Source organism: Micromonospora sp. NPDC049900, from assembly GCF_044461025.1.
Lineage (GTDB): Bacteria > Actinomycetota > Actinomycetes > Mycobacteriales > Micromonosporaceae > Micromonospora.
Genome location: NZ_JBITKM010000001.1, coordinates 705,141 through 725,995, shown reverse-complemented (window position 1 = coordinate 725,995; position 20,855 = coordinate 705,141). Strand labels below are relative to the sequence as shown.

20 protein-coding genes are annotated in these 20,855 nt (G+C 73.3%); 8 read left to right on the top strand and 12 right to left on the bottom strand.

What is annotated here, in order from left to right:
* Position 1: 1 nt before the first annotated feature.
* Entirely contained in the window at positions 2 to 1,714 is a 1,713-nt protein-coding gene (locus ACIBMZ_RS03395; RefSeq protein ID WP_396690569.1) for a nitrite/sulfite reductase, read from the bottom strand.
* Between the two features lie 335 nt (positions 1,715 to 2,049).
* Between ACIBMZ_RS03395 and ACIBMZ_RS03390 the strand changes: the two genes are divergently transcribed.
* Positions 2,050 to 3,711 (top strand): glycosyltransferase family 39 protein, encoded by a 1,662-nt coding sequence (locus tag ACIBMZ_RS03390; protein ID WP_396690568.1) that lies wholly within the window; start codon positions 2,050 to 2,052, stop codon positions 3,709 to 3,711.
* 27 nt (positions 3,712 to 3,738) lie between these two features.
* Here ACIBMZ_RS03390 and ACIBMZ_RS03385 read toward each other — a convergent pair whose 3' ends face one another.
* Together ACIBMZ_RS03385 and ACIBMZ_RS03380 are read right to left on the bottom strand one after the other, a co-directional pair.
* Positions 3,739 to 5,316 carry a histidine kinase N-terminal domain-containing protein gene (locus ACIBMZ_RS03385; protein WP_396690566.1) on the bottom strand — a complete coding sequence of 526 codons (1,578 nt, stop codon included), beginning with the start codon at positions 5,314 to 5,316 and terminating at the stop codon, positions 3,739 to 3,741.
* A gap of 25 nt (positions 5,317 to 5,341) precedes the next feature.
* Positions 5,342 to 6,373 (bottom strand): SIS domain-containing protein, encoded by a 1,032-nt coding sequence (locus ACIBMZ_RS03380; protein WP_396690999.1) that lies wholly within the window; start codon positions 6,371 to 6,373, stop codon positions 5,342 to 5,344.
* A gap of 194 nt (positions 6,374 to 6,567) precedes the next feature.
* Here ACIBMZ_RS03380 and ACIBMZ_RS03375 point away from each other — a divergent pair, with 194 nt between their 5' ends.
* Positions 6,568 to 8,211: a tetratricopeptide repeat protein gene (locus ACIBMZ_RS03375; RefSeq protein WP_396690564.1), complete on the top strand. Its 1,644-nt coding sequence runs from the start codon at positions 6,568 to 6,570 to the stop codon at positions 8,209 to 8,211.
* A gap of 85 nt (positions 8,212 to 8,296) precedes the next feature.
* Here ACIBMZ_RS03375 and ACIBMZ_RS03370 read toward each other — a convergent pair whose 3' ends face one another.
* A complete protein-coding gene (locus ACIBMZ_RS03370) occupies positions 8,297 to 9,874 on the bottom strand; it encodes an MDR family MFS transporter (RefSeq protein WP_396690563.1) in 1,578 nt (525 codons plus the stop codon).
* 115 nt (positions 9,875 to 9,989) lie between these two features.
* On the opposite strand from ACIBMZ_RS03370, the gene ACIBMZ_RS03365 reads away from it, so the two are divergent.
* Positions 9,990 to 10,574 carry a TetR/AcrR family transcriptional regulator gene (locus ACIBMZ_RS03365; protein WP_396690561.1) on the top strand — a complete coding sequence of 195 codons (585 nt, stop codon included), beginning with the start codon at positions 9,990 to 9,992 and terminating at the stop codon, positions 10,572 to 10,574.
* 36 nt (positions 10,575 to 10,610) lie between these two features.
* Here ACIBMZ_RS03365 and ACIBMZ_RS03360 read toward each other — a convergent pair whose 3' ends face one another.
* Both ACIBMZ_RS03360 and ACIBMZ_RS03355 read right to left on the bottom strand, forming a co-directional pair.
* Positions 10,611 to 11,123, bottom strand: coding sequence for a GNAT family N-acetyltransferase (locus tag ACIBMZ_RS03360; protein ID WP_396690559.1), 513 nt, complete (start codon positions 11,121 to 11,123; stop codon positions 10,611 to 10,613).
* Complete coding sequence (locus ACIBMZ_RS03355) at positions 11,120 to 11,335, bottom strand: biotin/lipoyl-binding carrier protein (protein WP_396690557.1); 216 nt, start codon at positions 11,333 to 11,335, stop codon at positions 11,120 to 11,122. Before ACIBMZ_RS03355 ends, ACIBMZ_RS03360 begins: the two co-directional genes overlap by 4 nt.
* A 201-nt stretch (positions 11,336 to 11,536) precedes the next feature.
* Between ACIBMZ_RS03355 and ACIBMZ_RS03350 the strand changes: the two genes are divergently transcribed.
* Positions 11,537 to 11,611: a 50S ribosomal protein bL37 gene (locus ACIBMZ_RS03350; protein ID WP_370461611.1), complete on the top strand. Its 75-nt coding sequence runs from the start codon at positions 11,537 to 11,539 to the stop codon at positions 11,609 to 11,611.
* Between the two features lie 91 nt (positions 11,612 to 11,702).
* On the opposite strand, the gene rsrA is transcribed toward ACIBMZ_RS03350, so the two are convergent.
* The 5 genes from rsrA to ACIBMZ_RS03325 form a co-directional block, all read right to left on the bottom strand.
* Positions 11,703 to 11,990, bottom strand: coding sequence for a mycothiol system anti-sigma-R factor (gene rsrA / locus ACIBMZ_RS03345; RefSeq protein ID WP_131054331.1), 288 nt, complete (start codon positions 11,988 to 11,990; stop codon positions 11,703 to 11,705).
* Position 11,991: 1 nt separating this feature from the next.
* Positions 11,992 to 12,807, bottom strand: a complete 816-nt coding sequence (locus tag ACIBMZ_RS03340; protein ID WP_396690554.1) for a sigma-70 family RNA polymerase sigma factor — start codon at positions 12,805 to 12,807, stop codon at positions 11,992 to 11,994.
* 261 nt (positions 12,808 to 13,068) lie between these two features.
* On the bottom strand, positions 13,069 to 13,731 hold the full coding sequence (locus tag ACIBMZ_RS03335; RefSeq protein WP_396690996.1) for an alpha/beta family hydrolase: 663 nt from the start codon (positions 13,729 to 13,731) through the stop codon (positions 13,069 to 13,071).
* Positions 13,732 to 13,877: 146 nt separating this feature from the next.
* Positions 13,878 to 14,270 (bottom strand): WhiB family transcriptional regulator, encoded by a 393-nt coding sequence (locus ACIBMZ_RS03330; protein ID WP_396690552.1) that lies wholly within the window; start codon positions 14,268 to 14,270, stop codon positions 13,878 to 13,880.
* A gap of 196 nt (positions 14,271 to 14,466) precedes the next feature.
* Positions 14,467 to 15,177, bottom strand: a complete 711-nt coding sequence (locus tag ACIBMZ_RS03325) for an SOS response-associated peptidase (RefSeq protein WP_396690551.1) — start codon at positions 15,175 to 15,177, stop codon at positions 14,467 to 14,469.
* A gap of 102 nt (positions 15,178 to 15,279) precedes the next feature.
* On the opposite strand from ACIBMZ_RS03325, the gene aroA reads away from it, so the two are divergent.
* From aroA to ACIBMZ_RS03305, 4 genes are all read left to right on the top strand, one after another.
* The gene (aroA, locus tag ACIBMZ_RS03320) at positions 15,280 to 16,581 is read left to right on the top strand and encodes a 3-phosphoshikimate 1-carboxyvinyltransferase (protein ID WP_396690550.1); all 1,302 of its coding nucleotides are present in this window, start codon (positions 15,280 to 15,282) and stop codon (positions 16,579 to 16,581) included.
* On the top strand, positions 16,551 to 17,672 hold the full coding sequence (gene rsgA, locus ACIBMZ_RS03315; protein WP_396690548.1) for a ribosome small subunit-dependent GTPase A: 1,122 nt from the start codon (positions 16,551 to 16,553) through the stop codon (positions 17,670 to 17,672). Before aroA ends, rsgA begins: the two co-directional genes overlap by 31 nt.
* A gap of 65 nt (positions 17,673 to 17,737) precedes the next feature.
* Positions 17,738 to 18,541, top strand: a complete 804-nt coding sequence (hisN, locus tag ACIBMZ_RS03310; protein WP_396690546.1) for a histidinol-phosphatase — start codon at positions 17,738 to 17,740, stop codon at positions 18,539 to 18,541.
* Between the two features lie 59 nt (positions 18,542 to 18,600).
* Positions 18,601 to 19,590 carry a hypothetical protein gene (locus ACIBMZ_RS03305; RefSeq protein ID WP_396690994.1) on the top strand — a complete coding sequence of 330 codons (990 nt, stop codon included), beginning with the start codon at positions 18,601 to 18,603 and terminating at the stop codon, positions 19,588 to 19,590.
* On the opposite strand, the gene ACIBMZ_RS03300 is transcribed toward ACIBMZ_RS03305, so the two are convergent.
* Positions 19,545 to 20,747 carry a glycosyltransferase gene (locus ACIBMZ_RS03300; protein ID WP_396690544.1) on the bottom strand — a complete coding sequence of 401 codons (1,203 nt, stop codon included), beginning with the start codon at positions 20,745 to 20,747 and terminating at the stop codon, positions 19,545 to 19,547. The two genes, ACIBMZ_RS03305 and ACIBMZ_RS03300, sit on opposite strands and share 46 nt — an antisense overlap.
* Positions 20,748 to 20,855 lie beyond the last annotated feature (108 nt).

Here is a 20,855-nt window from a genome sequence, read left to right as displayed (position 1 = left end):
CTCATCGCAGTAGTTCCTCGTCGGCCCGGATGACCCAGTTGGCGAAGGTCTCGTTCTCGGTCCGGCCGTCCAGGTACCGCCGGGCCAGCCGTTCGACGTACTCGGGTAGCTCGTCGGCGGTCGTCTTGAGACCGCGCAGCTTGCGCCCGAACCCGGCGGTCTGGCCCTCGGCCATGCCCAGCCCGCCGCCGAGGTGCACCTGGTAGCCCTCGACCTGCTTGCCGTCCGGGCCGGTCACCAGTTGTCCCTTGAGCCCGATGTCGGCGACCTGGGTGCGGGCGCAGGCGTTCGGGCAGCCGTTGATGTGGATGGAGATGTCCGTGTCGAAGTCGCGCAGCCGCTGCTCCAGGCGGGCCACCAGCTCCTCGCCGCGCGCCTTGGTCTCGACGATGGCGAGCTTGCAGTACTCGATGCCGGTGCAGGCCATCGTGCCGCGCCGCCAGCTCGACGGCTGGGCTTCCAGGCCGATCCCGCGCAGCTCGGTGACCAGCGAGTCGGTCCGCTCCGTCGGAACGTCGAGGACCAGCAGCTTCTGGTACGGGGTGAGGCTGATCCGGCCGCTGCCGTGCGCCTCGACGACGTCGGCGAGCTGGGCGAGCTGGGTGCCGGAGACCCGCCCGACCACCGGGGTGGCGCCGACGTAGTTGCGGCCGTCCCGCTGGGCGTGCACGCCGATGTGGTCGACCGGCCGCTCCGGCAGTTCCGGGGCCGGGCCGTCGAGCAGCGTCCGGCCGAGGTACTCCTTCTCCAGCACCTCGCGGAACTTGGTCACGCCCCAGTCGGCCACCAGGAACTTCAACCGGGCGCGGTGGCGCAGTCGGCGGTACCCGTAGTCGCGGAAGATGCCGACCACACCGACCCAGACGTCCGGGACCTCGTTCAGCGGCACCCAGACGCCGAGCCGCTGGGCCAGCATCGGGTTGGTGGAGAGCCCGCCGCCGACCCAGAGGTCGAAGCCGGGGCCGTGCTCGGGGTGGTCGACGCCGAGGAAGGCGATGTCGTTGGCCTGGTACGGGGTGTCCACCAGCCACGAGATCGACGACTTGAACTTACGGGGCAGGTTGGAGTACGCCGGGTCGCCGACGTACCGCCGGACGATCTCGTCGATCGCCGGGGTGGCGTCGATCCGCTCGTCGGCGGCGACGCCCGCCACCGGGCTGCCCAACACGATGCGGGGGCAGTCGCCGCACGCCTCGGTGGTCTGCAGGCCGACGGCCTCCAGCCGACGCCAGATCTCGGGCATGTCCTCGACCCGGATCCAGTGGTACTGGATGTTCTGCCGGTCGGTGATGTCGGCGGTGTCGCGGGCGAACTCCCGGGAGATCTCCGCGATGGTGCGCAACTGGGCCAGGTCGAGCTGGCCGCCGTCCACCCGCACCCGGAGCATGAAGTACTCGTCCTCCAGCTCGTGCGGTTCCAGCACGGCGGTACGTCCGCCGTCGATGCCCGCCTTGCGCTGGGTGTAGAGGCCCCACCAGCGGAACCGGCCACGCAGGTCCGCCGGGTCGATCGAGGCGAAGCCCCCGTGTGCGTAGATGTTCTCGATCCGCTCCCGCACGTTGAGCGGGTTGTCGTCCTTCTTGCTGCGCTCGTTGGGGTTGAGCGGCTCGCGGTATCCGAGCGCCCACTGGCCCTCGCCGCGGGGGCGGCGGGGAGCCCGCGCGGGGCGCGCCGTGGGGTCCCCGGGTCGGGCCGGAATCTCGCTGACCGCCATCGCGGCGTCCTCCGTTGTCTGCAGTGCCTCGGCTGGGGTACGCGGACGCGGTCGGCTCCCGGAAGGGGGCCGGGGACGGCGATGTCAGGAACGGCCGGCGCGCCAGGGTGCCCGAGGCAGGGTGGTCGGGCGTCGTCAGTGGGCCGGACAGATGGCGCTGCGCACGCGGCCGTAATCGACGTGGCGACGAGCCACGAAGCGGCGCACGACGGCGGCAGTCATGAACGTCATGTTGCCACACGGGGTATGGGCGGGCCAATGACTGCGTGCTGCATCCCACATCACGGGCGGTCGCTGCCGCCACTCGGAGCGCGATCATGTGGCAGGCTCACAATGTGGGTGATTTGTCCGGTAGGTCGGTACCGGCCGCCGGAAACGGCGTCCGGCTCAGCGGCGTACGCCTGCGCGCGCTGCCGGTGTGGCTCCTCCCGGCGGGCCTGACCCTGCTGGTGACGCTGGCCGGGCTGGACTCCGCCCAGCCGTGGCGGGACGAGCTGGCGACCTGGAGCGCCGCCACCCGCCCGGCCACCGACCTGCTCCGGCTGACCGGCACGATCGACGCCGCCGCCGCGCCCTACTACCTGCTCGTGCACGCCTGGACCACGGTGGCCGACGACTCGGTGGCCGCGCTGCGCCTGCCGTCCGCACTCGCCATGGCCGTCGCCGCCGGGCTGACCGCCGCGCTCGGCCGGCGACTCTGGGACGCCCGCGTCGGCACCCTCGCCGGGCTGCTGTTCGCGGTCCTGCCCAGCACCTCCCGCTACGGGCAGGAGGCCCGCCCGTACGCGCTAGCGACCGCCCTCGCCGTACTGAGCACGCTGCTGTTCGTCGACGCGCTGCACCGCCCCGGTCCACGCCGCTGGGTCGGGTACGCCGTGACGACCGCCGCCCTCGGGCTCACCCACCTGGTCGCGCTCACCCTGCTCGCCGCACACGCCGTCGCCGTGCTCACCGCCGCACCCCGCACCGCCTCACCGGGCACCACCGCACCGCCCACCGGTCCGGAGCCCTCGGACCGGCGGGCGGCCCCGGGCACCGCAGCGCCGGGCACGGCCGACTCGGCGGCACCGGACCGGCCACCGGCCCCGGACCCCAGCCCCACGGCCGGAGGCGGCATCGGGGCCGGCGAGGGGCGGCGGCGGTTCCGGCGACGGGTGCTCTGGGGATGGGTCGCCGCGTTGGTGCCGGTGTTCGCGGCGGTCACCCCGCTGGTGGCGCGCGCCCGGGGACAGCGGGCCCGGCAACTGGACTGGGTGGACGCCGCCCGGCCCGGCGACCTGGCGGCGCTGCCCGGCGGGGTGGTGCAGAGCGGGGTGGTCGGCGGGCTCCTGGTCGGTCTCGCCGCCCTCGGTACGGTCCGGGCCGGTCGGCGGGCCCTGCTGCCGGCCAGTTGCGTGCTGCTGCCCGTGCTGCTGCTCTTCCTCGCCGGATCCGTGGTCCCGCTCTGGGTCCCCCGCTACCTGGTCTTCGTGGTGCCGTTCGGCTGCCTGCTGGCCGGGGCGGCACTGCGTACGGTCCGGCTGCCCGGTGCGCTCGCCGTGGTGCTCCTGGCCGGGCTGCTCGGCCTGCCGGACCAGGCCGCCCTGCGGCGTACCCACGAGTGGCCACGCAGCGCCACGGTCGACTACGCGGGCGCGGCGCGGATCGTGGCCGACGGGGCGCGCCCGGACGACGCGATCGTCTACTCGCCCCGGGAGAGTTGGCTCTTCCTCGACCTGGGGCTGCGCTACCACCTCGCCGAGCGGACGCCCCGGGACGTGCTGGCGGTGACCGACCCGCAGCGCCGGGGCGACCTGTGGGCCGAGGAGTGCGACCGACCGACGGAGTGCCTGGCCGGGACGGACCGGGTCTGGCTGGTGGTCGCCGGACGCCCCGACGACCCGCTGGCCGCCGTGCCCGGGGCCAAGGGCGACGCGCTGCGGAGCGGCTACACCGTCACCCGGGTCCGGCCCCGCTCCGGCCTCACCGTCGCCCTGCTCACCGCCGACGGCCGCTGACGGGCCCGACGCCGACGCCCGGGACGCTCAGGCGCCGGGGCGTTCGGGGGCGCTGCGGGCCAGCGGAACGCTCAGGACCGCCTCGGTGCCGCCCTCGGCGCCGGGCCGCAGCTCGATGCTGCCCCGGAGTTCGCCGGTGACCAGCGCCCGGACGATCTGTAGGCCGAGTTTGCGGCCACCGGAGGCGTCGAAGTCGTCCGGCAACCCGCGACCGTTGTCGGCGACGGTGACGTGCAGCATCTTGCGGGCCCGGTGCGCCGACACCACCACCTCGGGCGCGTCGACGCCTGGCTGGCCCGGCGGTTCCGGCTCGACCGCGGCCTCCTCCTCGTCCTCGGTCTCACCGGCCGGCGGAAAGCCGTGCTCGACGGCGTTGAGCAGCAGTTCGTTGAGCACCATCACCAGCGAGGTGGCGATCTCGGCCGGCAGGACGCCGAAGCTGCCCGTGCGGCGCATCCCGACGCTCACCTCGGTCGCCGCCACCTCGGTCGCCGCGCTGGCCACCCGGTCGACGATCCCGTCGAACTCGACCGCCTCGTCACTGGACATGGAGAGCGTCTCGTGCACCAGCGCGATCGAGGCGACCCGGCGTACCGACTCCTCCAGGGCGACCCGCGCCTCCGGCATGCCGACCCGGCGGGCCTGGAGACGCAGCAGCGCCGCGACGGTCTGGAGGTTGTTCTTCACCCGGTGGTGGATCTCCCGGATGGTGGCGTCCTTGGTGATCAGCGCCCGGTCCCGGCGGCGTACCTCGGTGATGTCCCGGACCAGCACCAGCGCGCCGATCGGCACACCGGCGGGCATCAGCGGTAGGGCCCGGGTGAGCATGGTCGCGCCGCGCGCGTCGATCTCGCGCCGGGGTGGCGCCTCGCCACGCAGCGCGGCGAGGATGCCGTTGCCGGCCTCGGTCCCCTCCAGCGGGTCGTTGGCCAGCCGGCGGTGCAGCGCCGCGAGATCCTCGCCCACCAGGTGGGAGGCGTAGCCCAACCGGCGGTACGCCGACTGTGCGTTCGGGCTGGCGTAGGTGACCTTGCCCCCGGCGTCCAGCCGGACCAGGCCGTCGCCGACCCGGGGCGCCGAGGTGGTCTCGCCGGGGTGCCGGGGCGGCGGGAACGTGCCGTCGGCGATCATCTGCGCCAGGTCGTCGGCGGTGGTGAGGTAGTTCAGCTCCAACTGGCTGGGGGTCCGGGCGGTGGACAGGTTGGTGTCCCGGCCCACCACGGCGATCACCTCGCCGGACTCCCCGTCGGCGGCGCGCAGGCGGACCGGGATCGCCTCGTGCCGGGCGGGCACGTCGCCGTACCAGACCGGATCGCCCTCCCGCCAGATCCGCCCCTGCTCGTAGGCCACCTCCAGGTGCGCCACCTCCGGGCCGCCGACGATGCGCCCCACCTGGTCGTCCTGGTAGGCGGTGGGCGCGGTGGTGGGGCGGACCTGGGCCACGCAGAGGAAGCTCCCCTCGCCGTCGACCGGGACCCAGAGCAGCAGGTCGGCGAAGGACAGGTCGGACAGCAACTGCCAGTCACCGGCGATGCGGTGCAGGTGGTCGATGTCCGTCGGACGCAGACGGGTGTGCTCCTCGGCGAGATCGCGCAGCGTTGACACGCCGACCAGCGTGCCACGTCGAGGGTCACATCGTCGCGGTGACCTTCTTCAGGCCCCGGGGCGCGTCCGGGTCCTCGCCCCGGGTCAGCGCGAGGGCCAGCGCCAGCCGTTGCAGCGGCAGGATGTCCAGCAGCGGGGCGAGGCGCTCGTCGACCTCGGGCACGCCGAGCCGGGTCGCCCCCTCGACCTCGGCGGAACCGACCACGACCACGTCGGCGCGGCGCTCGCCGAGCCGGGGCAGCACCTCGCGCATCGCCTGCCCGCCCGGCCCGGAGCCGACCACGGCGAGCACCGGCACGTCCGGGTCGGTCATGGCGAGCGGGCCGTGCAGCAGGTCGGCGCCGGAGAAGGACAACGCCGGCAGGTACGACGTCTCCATCAGCTTGAGTGCGGCCTCCCGGGCCGTCGGGTACGCGTACCCCCGGCCGGTGGTGACCAGTTGCCCGGCGAAGCGGTAGCGGGGCGCGAGCTGGGTGGCGGTCTGGTCGGCGAGGGTGCGGGCGGCCAGTTCCGGCAGCGCGGCCAGCGCCCGGCGCTCGTCGTCCGGCAGCCTGCCGTCGCCGGACCGGATCCCCTCGACCAGCATCAGCAGGGCGAGCAGTTCCGCCGTGTACGTCTTGGTCGCCGCCACCGCCCGCTCGTGCCCGGCGGCGATGTCGACGGAGAGTTCGGCGGTCCGGGCCAGCGGGGAGTCCGGCGCGTTGGTGACCGCGAGGGTGAGGGCGCCGGAGTCCCGGGCGGCCCGGAGCACCGCGGTCAGGTCGGGCGAGCCGCCGCTCTGGCTGACGCCGACGACCAGGGCGTCGGAGAGGTCCGGTCGGGCGCCGAAGAGGGTGACGGCGCTGGGCGAGGCGAGCCCGGCCGGCAGGCCGAGACGGATCTCGGCGAGGTACGCCCCGTAGAGCGCGGCGTGGTCGGAGGTGCCGCGCGCGGTGAACACCACGTGCCGTGGGCGGCGCTCGGCGACGGCGGCGGCGACCCGGGCGATCGGTGCCGCGTACTCGTCGGAGAGCAGCCGCTCGTAACCGGCCGGCTGCTCGTCGATGTCGGCGGCCATGCCGCTACCTGGGCGCGTCACGCGAACTCCTCCCCTGCGCGGTTCCCGCGCGTTTGATGCTCAGTCTTGCAGGTTTATTCACGTATGGGCAACCGAACGCGCAGCACTGCGCAGTGGATCACCAAAACTGGGTGTTGTCACCTACGCTGACCCGACCTCACCGCGCAACCCGTACCTACCACCGAGAGGACGACGTGGCCGAGGGAACCGACGATCGGGCGTTGCCGGCGACCGAGGAACTGGCCCTGGCCCGGCGGGCCCTGGACTCCGGCGACCTGGCACACGCCGCTGACCATGTCGCGGCCGCGCTGGCCCGGGCGCCGACGCTGCCCGAGGTCCACGAGACCCTCGCCCGGCTGGCCGCCGTCGGCGGTGACGACGCGGTGGAACTCTTCCCCCTGCAACATCACACCTTCATCGGCGCGGTCGTCGCGCGGGCACACCTGCTCGCCGCCGCCGGCCGCCCCGCCGAGGGGCTCGACCTGCTGGTCGCCGCCACCGCGCACGCGCCGGGCGCGGACTGGGCCGGCGTGCCCTGGGTCACCTCGCCCGAACTGGCCGAACGCCTCGGCCCGGACCAGGCGGCCCGGGTCCTGATGCAGGTCTGCGCCGCCGCACCCGACCCGGTGCCCGCGTCCGACCGGGCCGCCCTGGCGGCCTATCTGACGCTGGCCCGCAACGCGGTCACCGTCCACCCCGAACACGGGCTGCTGCTCGGCACGGCCTCCGCGCTGGCCCGGCGGGTCGGCGAGGTGCCGCTCGCGGTCCGCTGGGCCACCCGGGGCGTACGGGCCACACCGTCCAAGATCGGCGAGGTCTGGCTCGGGTACGCGCTGCGCAGCGCCGGGCGCACCCGGGAGGCGCTCGCCGCGCTGCGCCGTGCCGTCGACCACGACCCGGACGACCTCGCCGTGTACGCCGACATCGCCGGCACGCTGGCCGACCACGGCCGGCTGGACGAGGCGCTGGTCTGGATCGAGCGGGCGTTGACCCGCAACCCGTCCTTCGACTGCGCGGTGCACACCGCCCACCGGCTGCGGTTCCAGCGCGACGGCGACGTACGCCACCTGGTCGCGTTGGCCGACTTCGTCCGCGACCATCCGGACGACTCCCACGAGCACGGCGACCTCGCCGAGTGCTGCCGGGGCCGCCCCTGGTTGGGACAGGTGACACCGGTCGGCTCCCGTCCGCCTGCGGAGGAGGCGGGCGAGACACCGGCACCGCCCTCGGCGGACGCGGCCCGCCGGCTGCAACACCTCGCCCACCCCGCCTGGCCGCACCCCCCGGCCGCGTACGACTCCGCGGTCGGGCTGGCCACGCTCGACCTGCCGGACCTGCTCGGCCTACTGGCCCACCCACCTGAGGCACCGCCGACCGCGCTGGGCCGGGTGCTCGCCGGGCAGGACCCCGCGCTCTGGGTGCGCTGCGTGCAGGTGTGGGCCTGCCTCGGCCTGTTGCACCACCGCACCGACGAGGCGTGGGCCACCTCGACGCGACGACGGGTGCTCACCGAGCTGACCGACACCGAGGAGGTCACCGAGGCGGCCCTGTTCGCGCTGGTCACCGCCGCCTGGGTGGACCCGTCGGTCCGCCCCGACGTGGCCGGGCTGGTCGCCGCCCGGCTGGCCACCGTGGCCGAGGCGACCCGGGAGGGCCCGGTGCCGATGGCCGCCTCCGTGGCTCACCTGGCGTTGACCACCCCGGATCTCGACCCGGACAGCGTGGCCCTGGCGCGTTCCCTGGCCGGCGCACCCGGCGGTCGGCACCGCTCTGCGCTCCGCGTCCTGCTGAGCCGGCTGCTGCGCCCGTTCCGCACCCGCCTGCCGGGCCCACCCTGATCCGTCGCACCTCGCTCACGGATGCAAGGAGGGGTCCCCTGCTATGCACGAGGCGTTAGCAGGGGACCCCTCCTTTCACCGATCCTTACGCCGGGTTGCGGGCGAGAGCGGTCTCGGCCTGTTCCTCCGGGGTGCCGGTCGGTTCGTTGCTGGTGCGCAGTGGGATCTCCCGGATGAACCAGGCCAGCACCGGCACCAGCACGGCGAAGAGCACCGCCCACAGGAACACGTGCGAGATCGCGTCGGCCAGCCCACCGAGCACCGCCTCGCGGGCCTGTGCCGGCAGTTCCCGGAGCTGGTCGATGTTCATCGCCGCCCCGGCCTCACCGCCGCCGCTGAAGGCGCCACCGGCGGCGGTGCCGGCCAGCCGGTTGGCGAAGATCGCGCCGAACAGCGAGATGCCGAACGAGCCGCCGATGGAGCGGAAGAAGGTGGCCGCGCCGCTGGCCGCGCCGAGGTCCTTCTGCTCCACGCTGTTCTGCGCGATCAGCATCGACGTCTGCATCAGGAAGCCCATGCCGACACCGAGCACGATCATGTAGAGCGACGACTGGACCTTGCTGGTGTGCACGTCCAACAGGCTCAGCAGGGCGAGCCCGACGGCCATCACCGCGCCGCCGGCGATCGGATAGATCCGGTAGCGACCGGTCCGGGTGATGGCCCGGCCGACGAGCAGCGAGACCACCAGCATGCCGAACATCAGCGGCAGCAGGAGCAGGCCCGAGTTGGTGGCCGAGGCGCCCTGCACGGTCTGCTGATAGAGCGGCAGGAAGTTCATCGCGCCGAACATCGCGAAGCCGAGCAGGAAGCCGATCGTGGAGATCAGGGCGAAGTTCCGGTTGGCGAACAGGCCGAGCGGCAGGATCGGCTCGGGGGCGTACCGCTCGACGAACCCGAAGGCCACCAGCGCGGCGAGCGCCAGGGCGGCGAGGCCGAGGATCTGCGGGGAGCGCCAGGCGTACTCGTTGCCGCCCCACGTGGTGATCAGCACGATCGCGGTGATGCCGACCGACAGCAGCGCGGCGCCGAGCCAGTCGATCCGGTGCTCGGTGCGGTACCGGGGCAGACGCAGGGTGGCGATCAGCAGCACCAGCGCCACACCGCCGAGCGGCAGGTTGACGTAGAACGCCCAACGCCAGGAGAGGTGGTCGGTGATGAAACCGCCGACCAGCGGACCGGCCACCATGGCGATGGCCATGATCCCGGCGATCATGCCCTGGTACCGGCCGCGCTCGCGGGGCGGGACCAGGTCGCCGATGATCGCCATCACGCCGACCATCAGGCCACCGGCGCCGAGGCCCTGCACCGCGCGGAAGGCGATGAGCTGGACCATCCCGTCGTCGGGCCCGCCGAGCATCGCCGAGCCGGACATGCCGCAGAGCGCGGAGCCGACCAGGAAGATCACCACGGCGGTGAGGAAGACGTTCTTGCGGCCGTACAGGTCGCCGAGCTTGCCCCAGATCGGGGTCGAGACGGTGGTGCCCAGCACGTACGCGGTCACCACCCAGGTGAAGTGGTTGAGCCCACCGAACTCGCCGACGATGCGGGGTAGCGCGGTGCTGACGATCATATTGTCGAGCATCGCCAGCATCATGGCGATCATCAGCCCGAACAGGACGAGTCGGATGTTGGGTCGCGCGGCGACCTGCTGTTGTGGGGCCATAGGTAAGCTCTCCCCCCGAGAATGTGGCGCACTTACTTGCCGACCGGCTAGCTACCTTACTAGCCGGACGGTAAGTTGGACAGCAGATACCGGTCAACTGGATTAGGTGGTGCAGGTGAGCCAGAGCACAGGCGGCACCCGGGAACGGATCAAGGCCGTCGCGCTGGAACTCTTCACCGAGCAGGGTTATGAGGGGACCTCGCTGCGCGAGGTCGCCGAACGACTCGGCGTCACCAAGGCCGCCCTCTACTACCACTTCAAGAGCAAGGACGAGATCGTCACCAGCGTGGTCGAGGACCGGCTGGGCCGGATGGACTCGCTGATCTCCTGGGGCGAGGCCCAACCGGACACGCTCGCCACCCGCCGGGCGCTGATCGAGCGGTACGCCGACGCGATGTTCGGCGGCGAGCAGCCCTCGGTGATGCGGTTCTTCGAACAGAACCAGACCGCCCTGAAGAACCTCTCCGCCGGGCGGGAGATGCGCGAGCGGATGTTCCGGCTGTCCTCCGTGCTCTGCCGGGGCGACGACAGCGCCGGTGCCCAGCTACGCGCCGTGCTGGCCCTGTTCGCCGTGCACAGCAGTTGGTTCGCCGTCCGTACGCCGGACATCACCGACGTCGAGCGCAAGCGGGTGGCGTTGGAGGTCGCCTACGAGCTGCTGGCCGCGATCGCGCTGCCGACCGCACCCGCCCAGACGTGACCGCCCGGCCGCCGACAGCCGTCGGGGCGTGACCGCTCAGCCGGTCGGAGCCAGCGGCAGGCGCAGCGCGAGCAGGTCGACACCGGGCAACGGCGACCAGTCCTGCGCCGGTACGCGGACGAAGCCCCGCCGCCGGTAGAGCCGGTGTGCCGACTCGGCGTGGCCGGCGCGTACGCAGATGGCCAGCGCGGTGCAGCCCCGCCCGGTCGCCTCCGCCACGCACGCCTCGACCAGGGCGGCACCGACACCACGCCCCTGGGCGGCCGGATCGACCGCCAGCATCCGGAACTCCGCCTCGTCCGGCCGACACATCTCGGCGTACCGGCTGCCGGGCAGGACGAAGGTGACCGTGCCGAGCACCTGACCGGTGGCCGAGTCGACGGCGACCAGGATCCGGCCGTGCGCCGCCCGACCGCTGACGTCGGCCAGCACCTCGGCGTAGCCGTGTTCGCCCTTGAGCTGGCCGTCGGCCTCGTACGCCGCGACGGTCAGCCGGGCCACGGCGGTGAAGTCGGCCGGCTCGGCCGGTCGGACCAGGACGCCGGTCAACCGATCACCGCGATCAGGTCACCGTCCTGCACCACGTCGCCCTCGTTGACCGCGAGCTGCTCGACGACGCCGTCGGACTCGGCGATCACCGGGATCTCCATCTTCATCGACTCCAGGATCACCAGGGTGTCCCCCTCGGACACGGTGTCACCGGTCGACGCGACGACCTTCCAGACGTTCGCCACCATCTCGGCGCGGATCTCCTCGGCCATCTCCCGGCCCCTTCTCTCGCGACTGCCTGCGCCACATCCAATCATGTGACGGTCGCCTCCGGGCGGCGAGCAGCAGCCCCCGGCGAGGATGCGCCGACGCCGACCGCACTAGCATCAACGGGTCGGACCCCGGCTCCGGCGGGCCGGTCGCGTGCCCCGGAGTCGAGGTCGTGCGCAGGCGATCATCACGAGGAGGTCAGTATGGCGAAGAAGGCCCGCAAGAAGAAGGCCCGGAAGAAGAGCGCCGCCAACCACGGCAAGCGCCCCAACTCCTGACGACGACGCTCCGGTCCCGCCGGACCGGACAGCGAGACGCCGGTGGCCCCTGCGGGCCACCGGCGTCGTCGTCTCCGGCGCGTCGACCGGTTCAGTCGGCCAGTTCGCGGGACTCGGTGCTCTCGAACACCACGATCTCGCTGAGCCGTACCCGTAGCCGCTCGCGCAGTTCGTCCGGCGCGGACTCGTTGCCGCAGCACCGGGCCACCAGCGCCTTCACCTCCTGCTCGATGCCGTACTCGCGCAGGCAGGGCCCGCACTCGTCGAGGTGGTGACGGATCCGGGAACGCCGTTCCTGGGCGCACTCAAGATCGAGGTAGAGGTAGACCTCGGCGAGGACCTCGCGGCAGTCCGTCTCGTGCGGGTCTCCACAGCTCACGTCACACCTCCCGGCCGGTGGCAGCGGAACTCCGGGCCGACGACGGCGCGGCGGAGAAGCCGCGCTCCGCGGCGTAGCCCTCAAGCAGCTTGCGCAGATTACGACGACCCCGGTGCAACCGCGACATCACGGTGCCGATCGGCGTACCCATGATGTCGGCGACCTCCTTGTAGGAGAACCCCTCGACGTCGGTCAGGTACACCGCCAGCCGGAACTCCTCCGGCAACTGCTGGAGGGCCTCCTTGACGTCGCTGTCAGGCAACCGGTCGAGCGCCTCCGTCTCGGCGGAGCGCAACCCGCTGGAGGTGTGCGACTCGGCCTCGGCGAGCTGCCAGTCGGTGATCTCGTCGGTGGGCGCCTGGACCGGCTGCCGCTGCCGCTTCCGGTAGGAGTTGATGTAGGTGTTGGTCAGGATCCGGTACAGCCAGGCCTTCAGGTTCGTGCCCTGTTCGAACTGGTGGAAGGCCGCATACGCCTTCAGATAGGTCTCCTGGACCAGGTCCTCGGCATCCGCCGGGTTACGCGTCATTCGCAGGCCGGCCGCGTACAGCTGATCGACGAATGGCATCGCGTCCCGCTCGAACCGGGCCCTGCGCTCGTCCGTCTTCTCGGTGGTCAACCGCACATCCCCTCGGGTCGGATGCTTCCCCGCCGAGGATACGCGCACGGACCTGCCGGAAGATTCGGTTCCGACGGGTGTGCCCGTCGCCACCTCGGCCGGTGACACCGTCGCCGGCCAGTCCGGGCCCGCCAGCAACTTCCGTAGCTGCCGCGCGTCCCGCTCGTCGCGTTCCCGGTTCCGGATCTCGGTCGGCACCGGTCACCCCCTCGCACAGTGGTCATCCGAGGGGTTCAACACCCACCGCAGGCCAGGGCATTCCGGATCCGACTCCCGATCCTGGTCCCGGCCGCGCGGATCACACGGCTGGGACCAGGAAGGGCCTGGGAGCCCGGTGTCACCACCCGCAACGGGCGGGCGACACCATCGGATGCAACGACCCGGCGCGGCCCCCGGAAACGGCGCGGACCCGGCAGGCGCCGTCGACTGCCGCCTCGGAGTCGACCGGACGGCAGACGATCAGGACCGCACCCAGCCGTGCTCGCGCATCCAGTCGATCACCAGCGCCGCCGTCCCGGGCGGGTCGCCACGCAGGTCGTGACGCTGGCCCGGCCGGATCACCACGCGGACGTCCGGCCCCGGCTCGGGCACCCCGAACGGGTCCCGGTCGCCGTTGACCACCAGCGTCGGCACGCCGGTGGCCAACTCGGCGGCCCGGCTGCGCTCCGGGCGGCCGGGCGGATGCAGCGGAAAGGCCAGCGCGACCACCCCGACCGCGCCCACGCCGCGCGCCGTCCGGCAGGCCACCCGCGCGCCACTGGAGCGACCCCCCACCAGCACCGGTAAGCCCGGGTGACGCGCGCGGAGCACGGTCGACACGGCGGTCCACGCGGTGTCGAGCTGTCCGGCCGGGGCCGGGGCACGCCGACCGGCCACCCGGTAGGGCTGCGTCACCCGGACCACGACCAGCCCGGCGTCCACCGCCGCGTCGCGCAGCGCGAGCAGATCGGGGGCGTCGACCCCGCCGCCCGCCCCGTGCCCGAGCAGCAGCAGCGCGCCGCACGGGCCGGTCGGGTGGTCGGTGTCCACCCGCGCCGGGCCGTGCGGGGTCTCGATCAGGTCGTCGTGCGGCACGGCACCATTCTGCGGGCCGCCGACGGCCCGGCCGGCGGCGGCCCGCATCGCCGTCCACGCCGCCGACTGCACGGGCCGTGGAGATGTCGCGTCGGCCGCAGTCGCAGTGCTGCGTGAGATGGCGCGAATGCCGGCACCGGGGCGGGACGACCACGTCGACGACGTTCCGTCCGGCCCCGGACCGGCGTCTCCGATCAGCTCAACGGCACCAGCGTGAGCAGCCGGTCGCGGACCGGCGGACCGGCCTCGCTGGCCGCGTCCGGGTCCGGTTGGACCTCGTCACGCCAGGCCACCAGCATCGCCCGCCGCTCGCGGGGTGTGGTGCCACCCCACACGCCGTGGCAGTCGCCCACCTCCAGCGCCCAGGCCAGACAGGAACCCTGCACGTCGCAGCTATTGCAGAGTGCCACCGCCGCGTCGGCCGGCTCGTTCGGCGCCGGAAAGAACGTCTCCGGGTCGACGTTCTGGCATGTCCCCCGGGTACGCCAGGCTTCGTCCTGTCGCCGCTCACGCAGCGCTCTCAACAGTCGTGGATCACGCCGTGCGGCGGCCACCTCGTGCGGACGGGGCATACGCGCCCGTGTCATCCACCCACCTCCCCCGTGGGACCAGCGATATCGATGAGCATCGTTCACCCGACGTGAACGACACCCACCACCGGCGCTGTGTTCTATCGCATTTAGCGACGCGGGGACAAGAGTCTGCCGGGAAGTTGGCAGAAAGAGCCCTCCACCTTTCACCCGCAACTGCGGCAAATCACTCCCGACAATATGCGGGGCGCAATCAGAACAGGGTCGCGTCTTCCGGCCCGGACGGGGCCGCGAGAGGCACCCGGGCGGTCAACCGGGGACCGTCGTTGCGGACGTCACCGACCGCCGGACCCACCGGACGTACCTCCAGCCCGGCCAGCCACTCCGGTGCCGGCGGGACGAGCAGCTCCGCCGGCTCGCCTCCCCCGCCCAGCCAGGTCGCCCAGCGCTCCGGCGGCAGCAGCAACGGCATCCGGTCGTGCACCTCGGCCAGCTCACCCAACGCGCTGGTGGTCACCACGCTGCAGGTCAGCAGCGGGTGATCGGGCCCGCCCCAGACCGACCAGATGCCGGCGAAGGCGAGCACCGACCCGTCGCGCGGGGTCAGATAGAACGCCTGCTTCGTGCCGTCCGCCCGACGGACCCACTCGTACCAGCCGTCGGCCGGGACCAGGGCGCGGCGGCGGGCGAAGGACGGCGCGTACGCCCGGCTGGTCGCGACCGTCTCGGCCCGCGCGTTGATCATGCGCGCGGCGCCGGCGGGTGAGCGGGACCACGGCGGCACCAGGCCCCAGCGGGCCAGACAGAGCGCCCGGTGCCCCTCGGAGGTGATCCGCACCAACGGCACCGGGTCGGTGGGTGCCACGTTGTAGTCGACCGCCAGGGCGCCGCCGGTCTCGTCGGCGGACTCGAACAGCCCGCTCAGGTCACCGGAGCTCCGGGTCGTGGCGTACCTCCCACACATGCCGGACACGCTAGCGCGCCACCGGCCCACCCGGCTGTCCCGATCATCGGGAGTGGGAACCGGTGCGGTCCGCCGACGCCCGGCACACGGCAGAATGGAACCGTGGGGAACCTGACCGCGACCCGGCCGCTACAGCCGTGGACCGCCCCGACGGCCAGCGATCCGGTGTCGGCGTCGCTGCGCCTGCCCGGGTCCAAGTCGATGACCAACCGTGCCCTGGTGCTCAGCGCGCTGGCCACCGGCCCCTCGACCCTGGCCGCGCCGCTGCGCGCCCGGGACACCGAGTTGATGGCCGGTGGGCTGCGGGCGATGGGCGCGCACGTGTCGATCGCCGACGACGAGCGCTGGCTGGTCCGGCCGCACCCGTTGGCCGGTCCGGCCCACGTCGACGTCGGCCTGGCCGGCACGATCATGCGGTTCGTACCGCCGGTCGCCGGGCTGGCCGACGGACGGGTCACCTTCGACGGCGACCCGCACGCCCGCACCCGGCCGCTGGGTCCGCTGATCGAGGCGCTGCGCTCGCTCGGCGTCCGCATCGACACCACCGGTCCGGGCAGCCTGCCGCTGGCGGTCCTGGGCACCGGCCGGGTGACCGGCGGCGAGGTCGTCATCGACGCCTCCGCCTCCAGCCAACTCGTCTCCGGCCTGCTGCTGGCGGCCCCGCGCTTCGACCGGGGCCTGGTGGTACGCCACGTCGGCCCGCCGGTGCCCTCCGCGCCCCACCTGCGGATGACCGTGCAGATGCTGCGCTCGGCCGGGGCGGCGGTGGACGACAGCACGGCGGACGTCTGGGTGGTCGAGCCGGGCCCGCTGACCGGGCGCGGCTGGCAGATCGAGCCCGACCTCTCCGGCGCGGTGCCGTTCTTCGCCGCCGCGCTGGTCACCGGCGGCGAGGTGACGCTACAGGGCTGGCCGGGCAGCAGCGTGCAGCCGGTGGACCGGCTCCGCTCGTTGTTGCAGCAGATGGGCGCGGAGGTCGCGCTCACCACCGACGGGCTCACCGTGCGCGGCACCGGGACGGTGCACGGGCTGCGCGCCGACCTCTCCGACGTCAGCGAGCTGACCCCGGCCCTGACCGCGCTGGCGATGCTCGCCGACTCCCCGTCGGTGTTCACCGGTGTCGAGCACATCCGGGGGCACGAGACCGACCGGCTGGCCGCGCTGGCCCGGGAGTTCACCGCGCTGGGCGCCGACGTCACGGAGGCGGCCGACGGCCTGGAGATCCGCCCCCGGCCGCTGCGGGGCGGGGTGTTCCACACCTACGACGACCACCGGATGGCGCACGCCGGGGCGATCGCCGGTCTGGCCGTTCCCGGCGTCGAGTTGAACGACGTGGCGTGCACCTCGAAGACCATGCCCGAGTTTCCGGCACTATGGTCGGCGATGGTGACCGGCAAGAGCTGACCGACGACGGAGGGGCGGACCTGGCGACCAGGCGACGCGAGTACGACGAGGACGACGTCCGGGTCCGACCCGGGAAGTCCTCGCGTCCACGCACCCGTACCCGCCCCCGACACGCCGACGCCCGGGACGGTTTCGTCATCGCGGTGGACCGGGGGCGCTACACCTGCGTGCTGACCGGGGACGGGCCCGACGACCCCACCGTCACCGCGATGCGCGCCCGCGAGCTGGGCCGCAAGTCGGTGGTGGTCGGTGATCGGGTGGCCCTGGTCGGGGACGTCTCCGGCGCGGACGGGGCGCTGGCCCGTATCGTCCGGATCGCGCCCCGCCACTCCGTGCTGCGGCGGACCGCCGAGGACGACGCCAGCACCGCCGAGGGTCGGCTGGAACGGGTGGTCGTCGCCAACGCCGACCAGCTCGTGATCGTCAGCGCGCTGGCCGACCCGCCGCCGCGTACCGGGTTCATCGACCGCTGCCTGGTTGCCGCGTACGACGCGGACATCGAACCGCTGCTCTGCCTGACCAAGGCCGACCTGGCCGGCCCCGAGGCGGTGCTCGACTACTACACCGAGCTGGAACTGCGGTACGTGCTGATCCGGCCGGACTCGCCGCTGGACGCGCTGCGCGGCCTGCTCGCCGGCCGGGTGTCGGTGCTCGTAGGGCACTCCGGGGTCGGCAAGTCGACGCTGGTCAACCGGCTGGTCCCGGAGGCCGACCGGGCCGTCGGCGTGGTCAGCGCGATCGGCCGGGGGCGACACACCTCGACCAGCGCGGTGGCGTTGCGGCTGCCCGCCTTGCCGGGCGGCGCGGAGGACCCGGGCTGGATCGTGGACACCCCCGGCGTCCGCAGCTTCGGGCTGGCGCACGTCTCGGCCGAGAGCCTGCTGCACGGCTTCCCCGACCTGGTCGAGGCGACCGTCGACTGCTCGGCCAACTGTCCGCACACCGCCGACGAGGCCGACTGCGCGCTGGACGCCTGGGTGGCGCAGGGGCGGGCGGATTCCCGCCGGTTGGCCTCGTACCGCCGGTTGCTGGCCTCCCGGGCCGGTGACCTGGAGCCGCGCGGCGAGACCGAGCCGCGCGGGCATCCCTGAGCCGCGCCGGGGCCCACGGCGGCCCGGCGGGACCGGCCGCGCCCGGCGTCGCTACGGTGTCCGACATGACCGGGTACGCCGACGACCTCGCTCTCGCCCACCGGCTCGCCGACGCCGCCGACGCCATCTCGGCGGCCCGGTTCCGCGCGCTCGACCTGCGGGTGGAGGCGAAGCCCGACCTCACCCCCGTCTCCGACGCGGACACCGCCGTGGAGCGCGCGATCCGCGCGCTGCTGACCGAGCACCGGCCGGACGACGGGCTGCTCGGCGAGGAGTACGGCGCGTCGCCGGCCGCCGGCACCCGGCAGTGGGTGGTGGACCCGATCGACGGCACCAAGAACTTCGTCCGGGGAGTGCCCGTCTGGGCCACCCTGATCGCGCTGCTGGAGGACGGCCGGCCGGTCGCCGGGCTGGTCTCCGCACCGGCCCTGGGCCGCCGCTGGTGGGCGGCGAAGGACACCGGGGCGTACGCGGGCCCGGACGCCGCCTCGGGCGAGCCGATCCGGGTCTCCGCCGTGACGGAGCTGGCCGACGCGAGCTTCTGCTACTCCTCGCTCGGCGGCTGGGAGGAGGCCGGTCGGCTGGAGCCGATGCTCCAACTGATGCGCGACACCTGGCGCAGTCGCGCCTACGGCGACTTCTACGGTTACATGCTGCTGGCCGAGGGCGCACTGGACGTCATGGTCGAACCCGAGTTGTCGCTCTGGGACGTGGCCGCATTGGTACCCATCGTCACCGAGGCGGGTGGCGCGTTCACCGATCTGGCCGGTAGACCGGCCCCCGCCGGAGGCGACAACAGCGCGGTGGCCAGCAACGGGGCACTGCACCCCGACATCCTCGACAGGCTCGGTCGGCCCGCCGCGCACTGACGTCGGGTTACCTCTATCCTCGCCAGGTGGCTACCTCGGGTTGGTGTTTCCTCGCGGCGATGATCGTCGCGTACGGCGTTGCCAACCTGTTGCAGTCGGTCGCCGCGGCCCGCACCACGGTGCAGCACACCTTCGATCCCGGTCTGCTGCTGCGCCTGGCCGGACACCGCGCCTACCTGGTCGGTCTGGTCTGCCAGGTGGGTGGTTTCGTGCTCGCCTTCCTGGCCCGCCGGGACCTGCCGTTGTTCCTGGTGCAGGCGAGCGTGGCGGCCGGGCTCGGGGTCACCGCGATCCTCGGTGTGCTGGTGCTGAAATGGCGGCTGCCGGTCGCCGAGGTGGTGCTGCTGCTCCTGCTCTTCGCCGGGATCACCGCGCTGGTGCTCTCCGCCCGGCCGGCGCAGTCCAAGCCGCTCGGCACCGCCGGCATGATCGCCTTGCTGGTGACGCTCGGCGTGATCGCGGTGCTCGGCTTCTTCGCGGTCCGGTTGCGCGGAGCCCCCGGCTCGGTGGCGCTCGGATCGCTGGCCGGGCTGGCCTTCTCCGCCGCCGCGGTGGCCGCCCGCCCGCTGGCCTCCGCACCGACCTGGGACGCGTTCCTCGCCGACCCGCTGCTCTACGTGCTGGTCGGTCACTCCGTGGTCGGTCAGTTGCTGCTCGGCCTGGCCATGCAGCGCGGCTCCACCACGGCGGCGGTCGCCGCGATGGACGCCGCCGGGGCGGTGCCCGCCGCGATCGTCGGGTTGCTGCTGCTCAACGACAAGATCTGGCCCGGCCGGGAGTGGCTCGCGGCGGTCGGCTTCCTGGTCACCCTCGCCTCGGTGATCGGCCTGACCCGGTACGCCGAGCCCCAGCACCACCACGCCGTCGCCCAGGAGACCTCGCGGGCGGTCGTCGCCGGCAAGCCGCTGATCGGACCGCAGCCCAGCGGGCCGCGACGGGGCGACACGGTCGGCCCGGTCGCGCATCCGGCCGACCAACTCTCCCCGGCCGCCTCCGGGCTGTCTCAGGCCGCCTCGACGGGCTTACGCCGACCGACCACCCGCTCGTAGAGCCGTTCCAGGGCGGAGGCTGTTCGCTCCCAGGTGTAGCTGCACCGGACCCGGTCCACCGCGGCGTGCCCGTAGGCGAACCGGCCCGCGTTGTCGGTGAGCAGGCGGCGCAACGTCATCCCCAGGGTCCGGACGTCACCCGGCGGCACCAGCTTGCCGGTCACCTCGTCCACCACCGCGTCGGCGATACCGCCCATGGCGTAGCCGACCACCGGAACCCCGCAGGCCATCGCCTCCAGCGACACCCGCCCCGCCGAGGAGTAGCGCGGTGTGCAGGCGACCACGTCGGCCGAGCGGTACCAGGTGGCCATCTGCTCGTGCGGCACGGCGCCCACCAGGTGCACCTGCTCCCCCACCCCGATCCGCTCGGCCAGTTCCCGCAGCCGGCGGGCCTCGGCGTGCCGGGCCAGCCCCTCCGCGGGCGGACCACCGGCGATCACCAGTTCCGCGTCGCCGACCAGACGCATCGCGCGGATCAGGTCGTCCTGCCCGTGGCCTCGGGAGAGCCCGCCGACGGAGAGGATCCGGGACCGCTGCTCCCGGGGGGCCGCCTCGCCGTCCGGGTGGAACCGGTCGATGTCCACTCCGGTCGGGACCATCGCCACCGAGCTGCGTTGCAGACCCATCCGGGTCAGCTCGTCCACCTCGTCGTTGCACTGGGCCACCGCCATGTCCACCGCCCGGGTCAGTGCCCGTTCCAGCGGGATGCGGGTGCCCGGCCCGTCGTACTGCGAACCGAGGTGGCGGAGTTGCTCCATGCCGAGGGAGTGGAACGTCTGCACCACCGGGATGTCGGTCTCCCGGACCGCCTGCGCGGCGGCCAGTCCACCGACCCAGTAGTGCCCGTGCACCACGTCCGGGGTCCAGTCGCCGGACCATCGGTCGGCCAGCCACTGGCCGAACGCCGGCACGTACGGCACCAGCTCGGCGGTGGGGATCGGGGTGATCGGGCCGACCGGCGCACGCTCCACCCGGTAGCCGTCGACGAGGTCGCTCTCGACCGCCTCCGGATCGTCCCGTCGGGTGTAGACCCGTACGTCGTGACCTCTCCCCGCCAGTTCGGCGGCGACCCGTGCGATGTGCTGGTAGGTGCCGACGACGGTACCGTCGCCGGACGGCGGCGAAGCGGCGTGGGCGCAGACGAGGCCGACGCGCATGGGTCACCTCCATGCGGATGGGGCGGTGGTCTCAGGTCAGAGCGTCCCATTAACCGGGCTCCGACGAGCCGAAACATGGCAGATCCGGCGCTGTCCGGCGCGCATGAC

Excerpts from the sequence above, each read along its gene's own strand:
- ACIBMZ_RS03370 (WP_396690563.1), bottom strand. The coding sequence starts at position 9,874 with ATGGCCCCACAACAGCAGGTCGCCGCGCGACCCAACATCCGACTCGTC.
- ACIBMZ_RS03355 (WP_396690557.1), bottom strand. The coding sequence starts at position 11,335 with ATGGCCGAGGAGATCCGCGCCGAGATGGTGGCGAACGTCTGGAAGGTC.
- hisN (WP_396690546.1), top strand. The coding sequence starts at position 17,738 with ATGACCGGGTACGCCGACGACCTCGCTCTCGCCCACCGGCTCGCCGAC.
- ACIBMZ_RS03300 (WP_396690544.1), bottom strand. The coding sequence starts at position 20,747 with ATGCGCGTCGGCCTCGTCTGCGCCCACGCCGCTTCGCCGCCGTCCGGC.
- ACIBMZ_RS03325 (WP_396690551.1), bottom strand. The coding sequence starts at position 15,177 with ATGTGTGGGAGGTACGCCACGACCCGGAGCTCCGGTGACCTGAGCGGG.
- ACIBMZ_RS03305 (WP_396690994.1), top strand. The coding sequence starts at position 18,601 with ATGATCGTCGCGTACGGCGTTGCCAACCTGTTGCAGTCGGTCGCCGCG.
- ACIBMZ_RS03380 (WP_396690999.1), bottom strand. The coding sequence starts at position 6,373 with ATGGCCGCCGACATCGACGAGCAGCCGGCCGGTTACGAGCGGCTGCTC.
- rsgA (WP_396690548.1), top strand. The coding sequence starts at position 16,551 with ATGGTCGGCGATGGTGACCGGCAAGAGCTGACCGACGACGGAGGGGCG.
- ACIBMZ_RS03335 (WP_396690996.1), bottom strand. The coding sequence starts at position 13,731 with ATGCGGGCCGCCGCCGGCCGGGCCGTCGGCGGCCCGCAGAATGGTGCC.
- ACIBMZ_RS03330 (WP_396690552.1), bottom strand. The coding sequence starts at position 14,270 with ATGACACGGGCGCGTATGCCCCGTCCGCACGAGGTGGCCGCCGCACGG.
- ACIBMZ_RS03395 (WP_396690569.1), bottom strand. The coding sequence starts at position 1,714 with ATGGCGGTCAGCGAGATTCCGGCCCGACCCGGGGACCCCACGGCGCGC.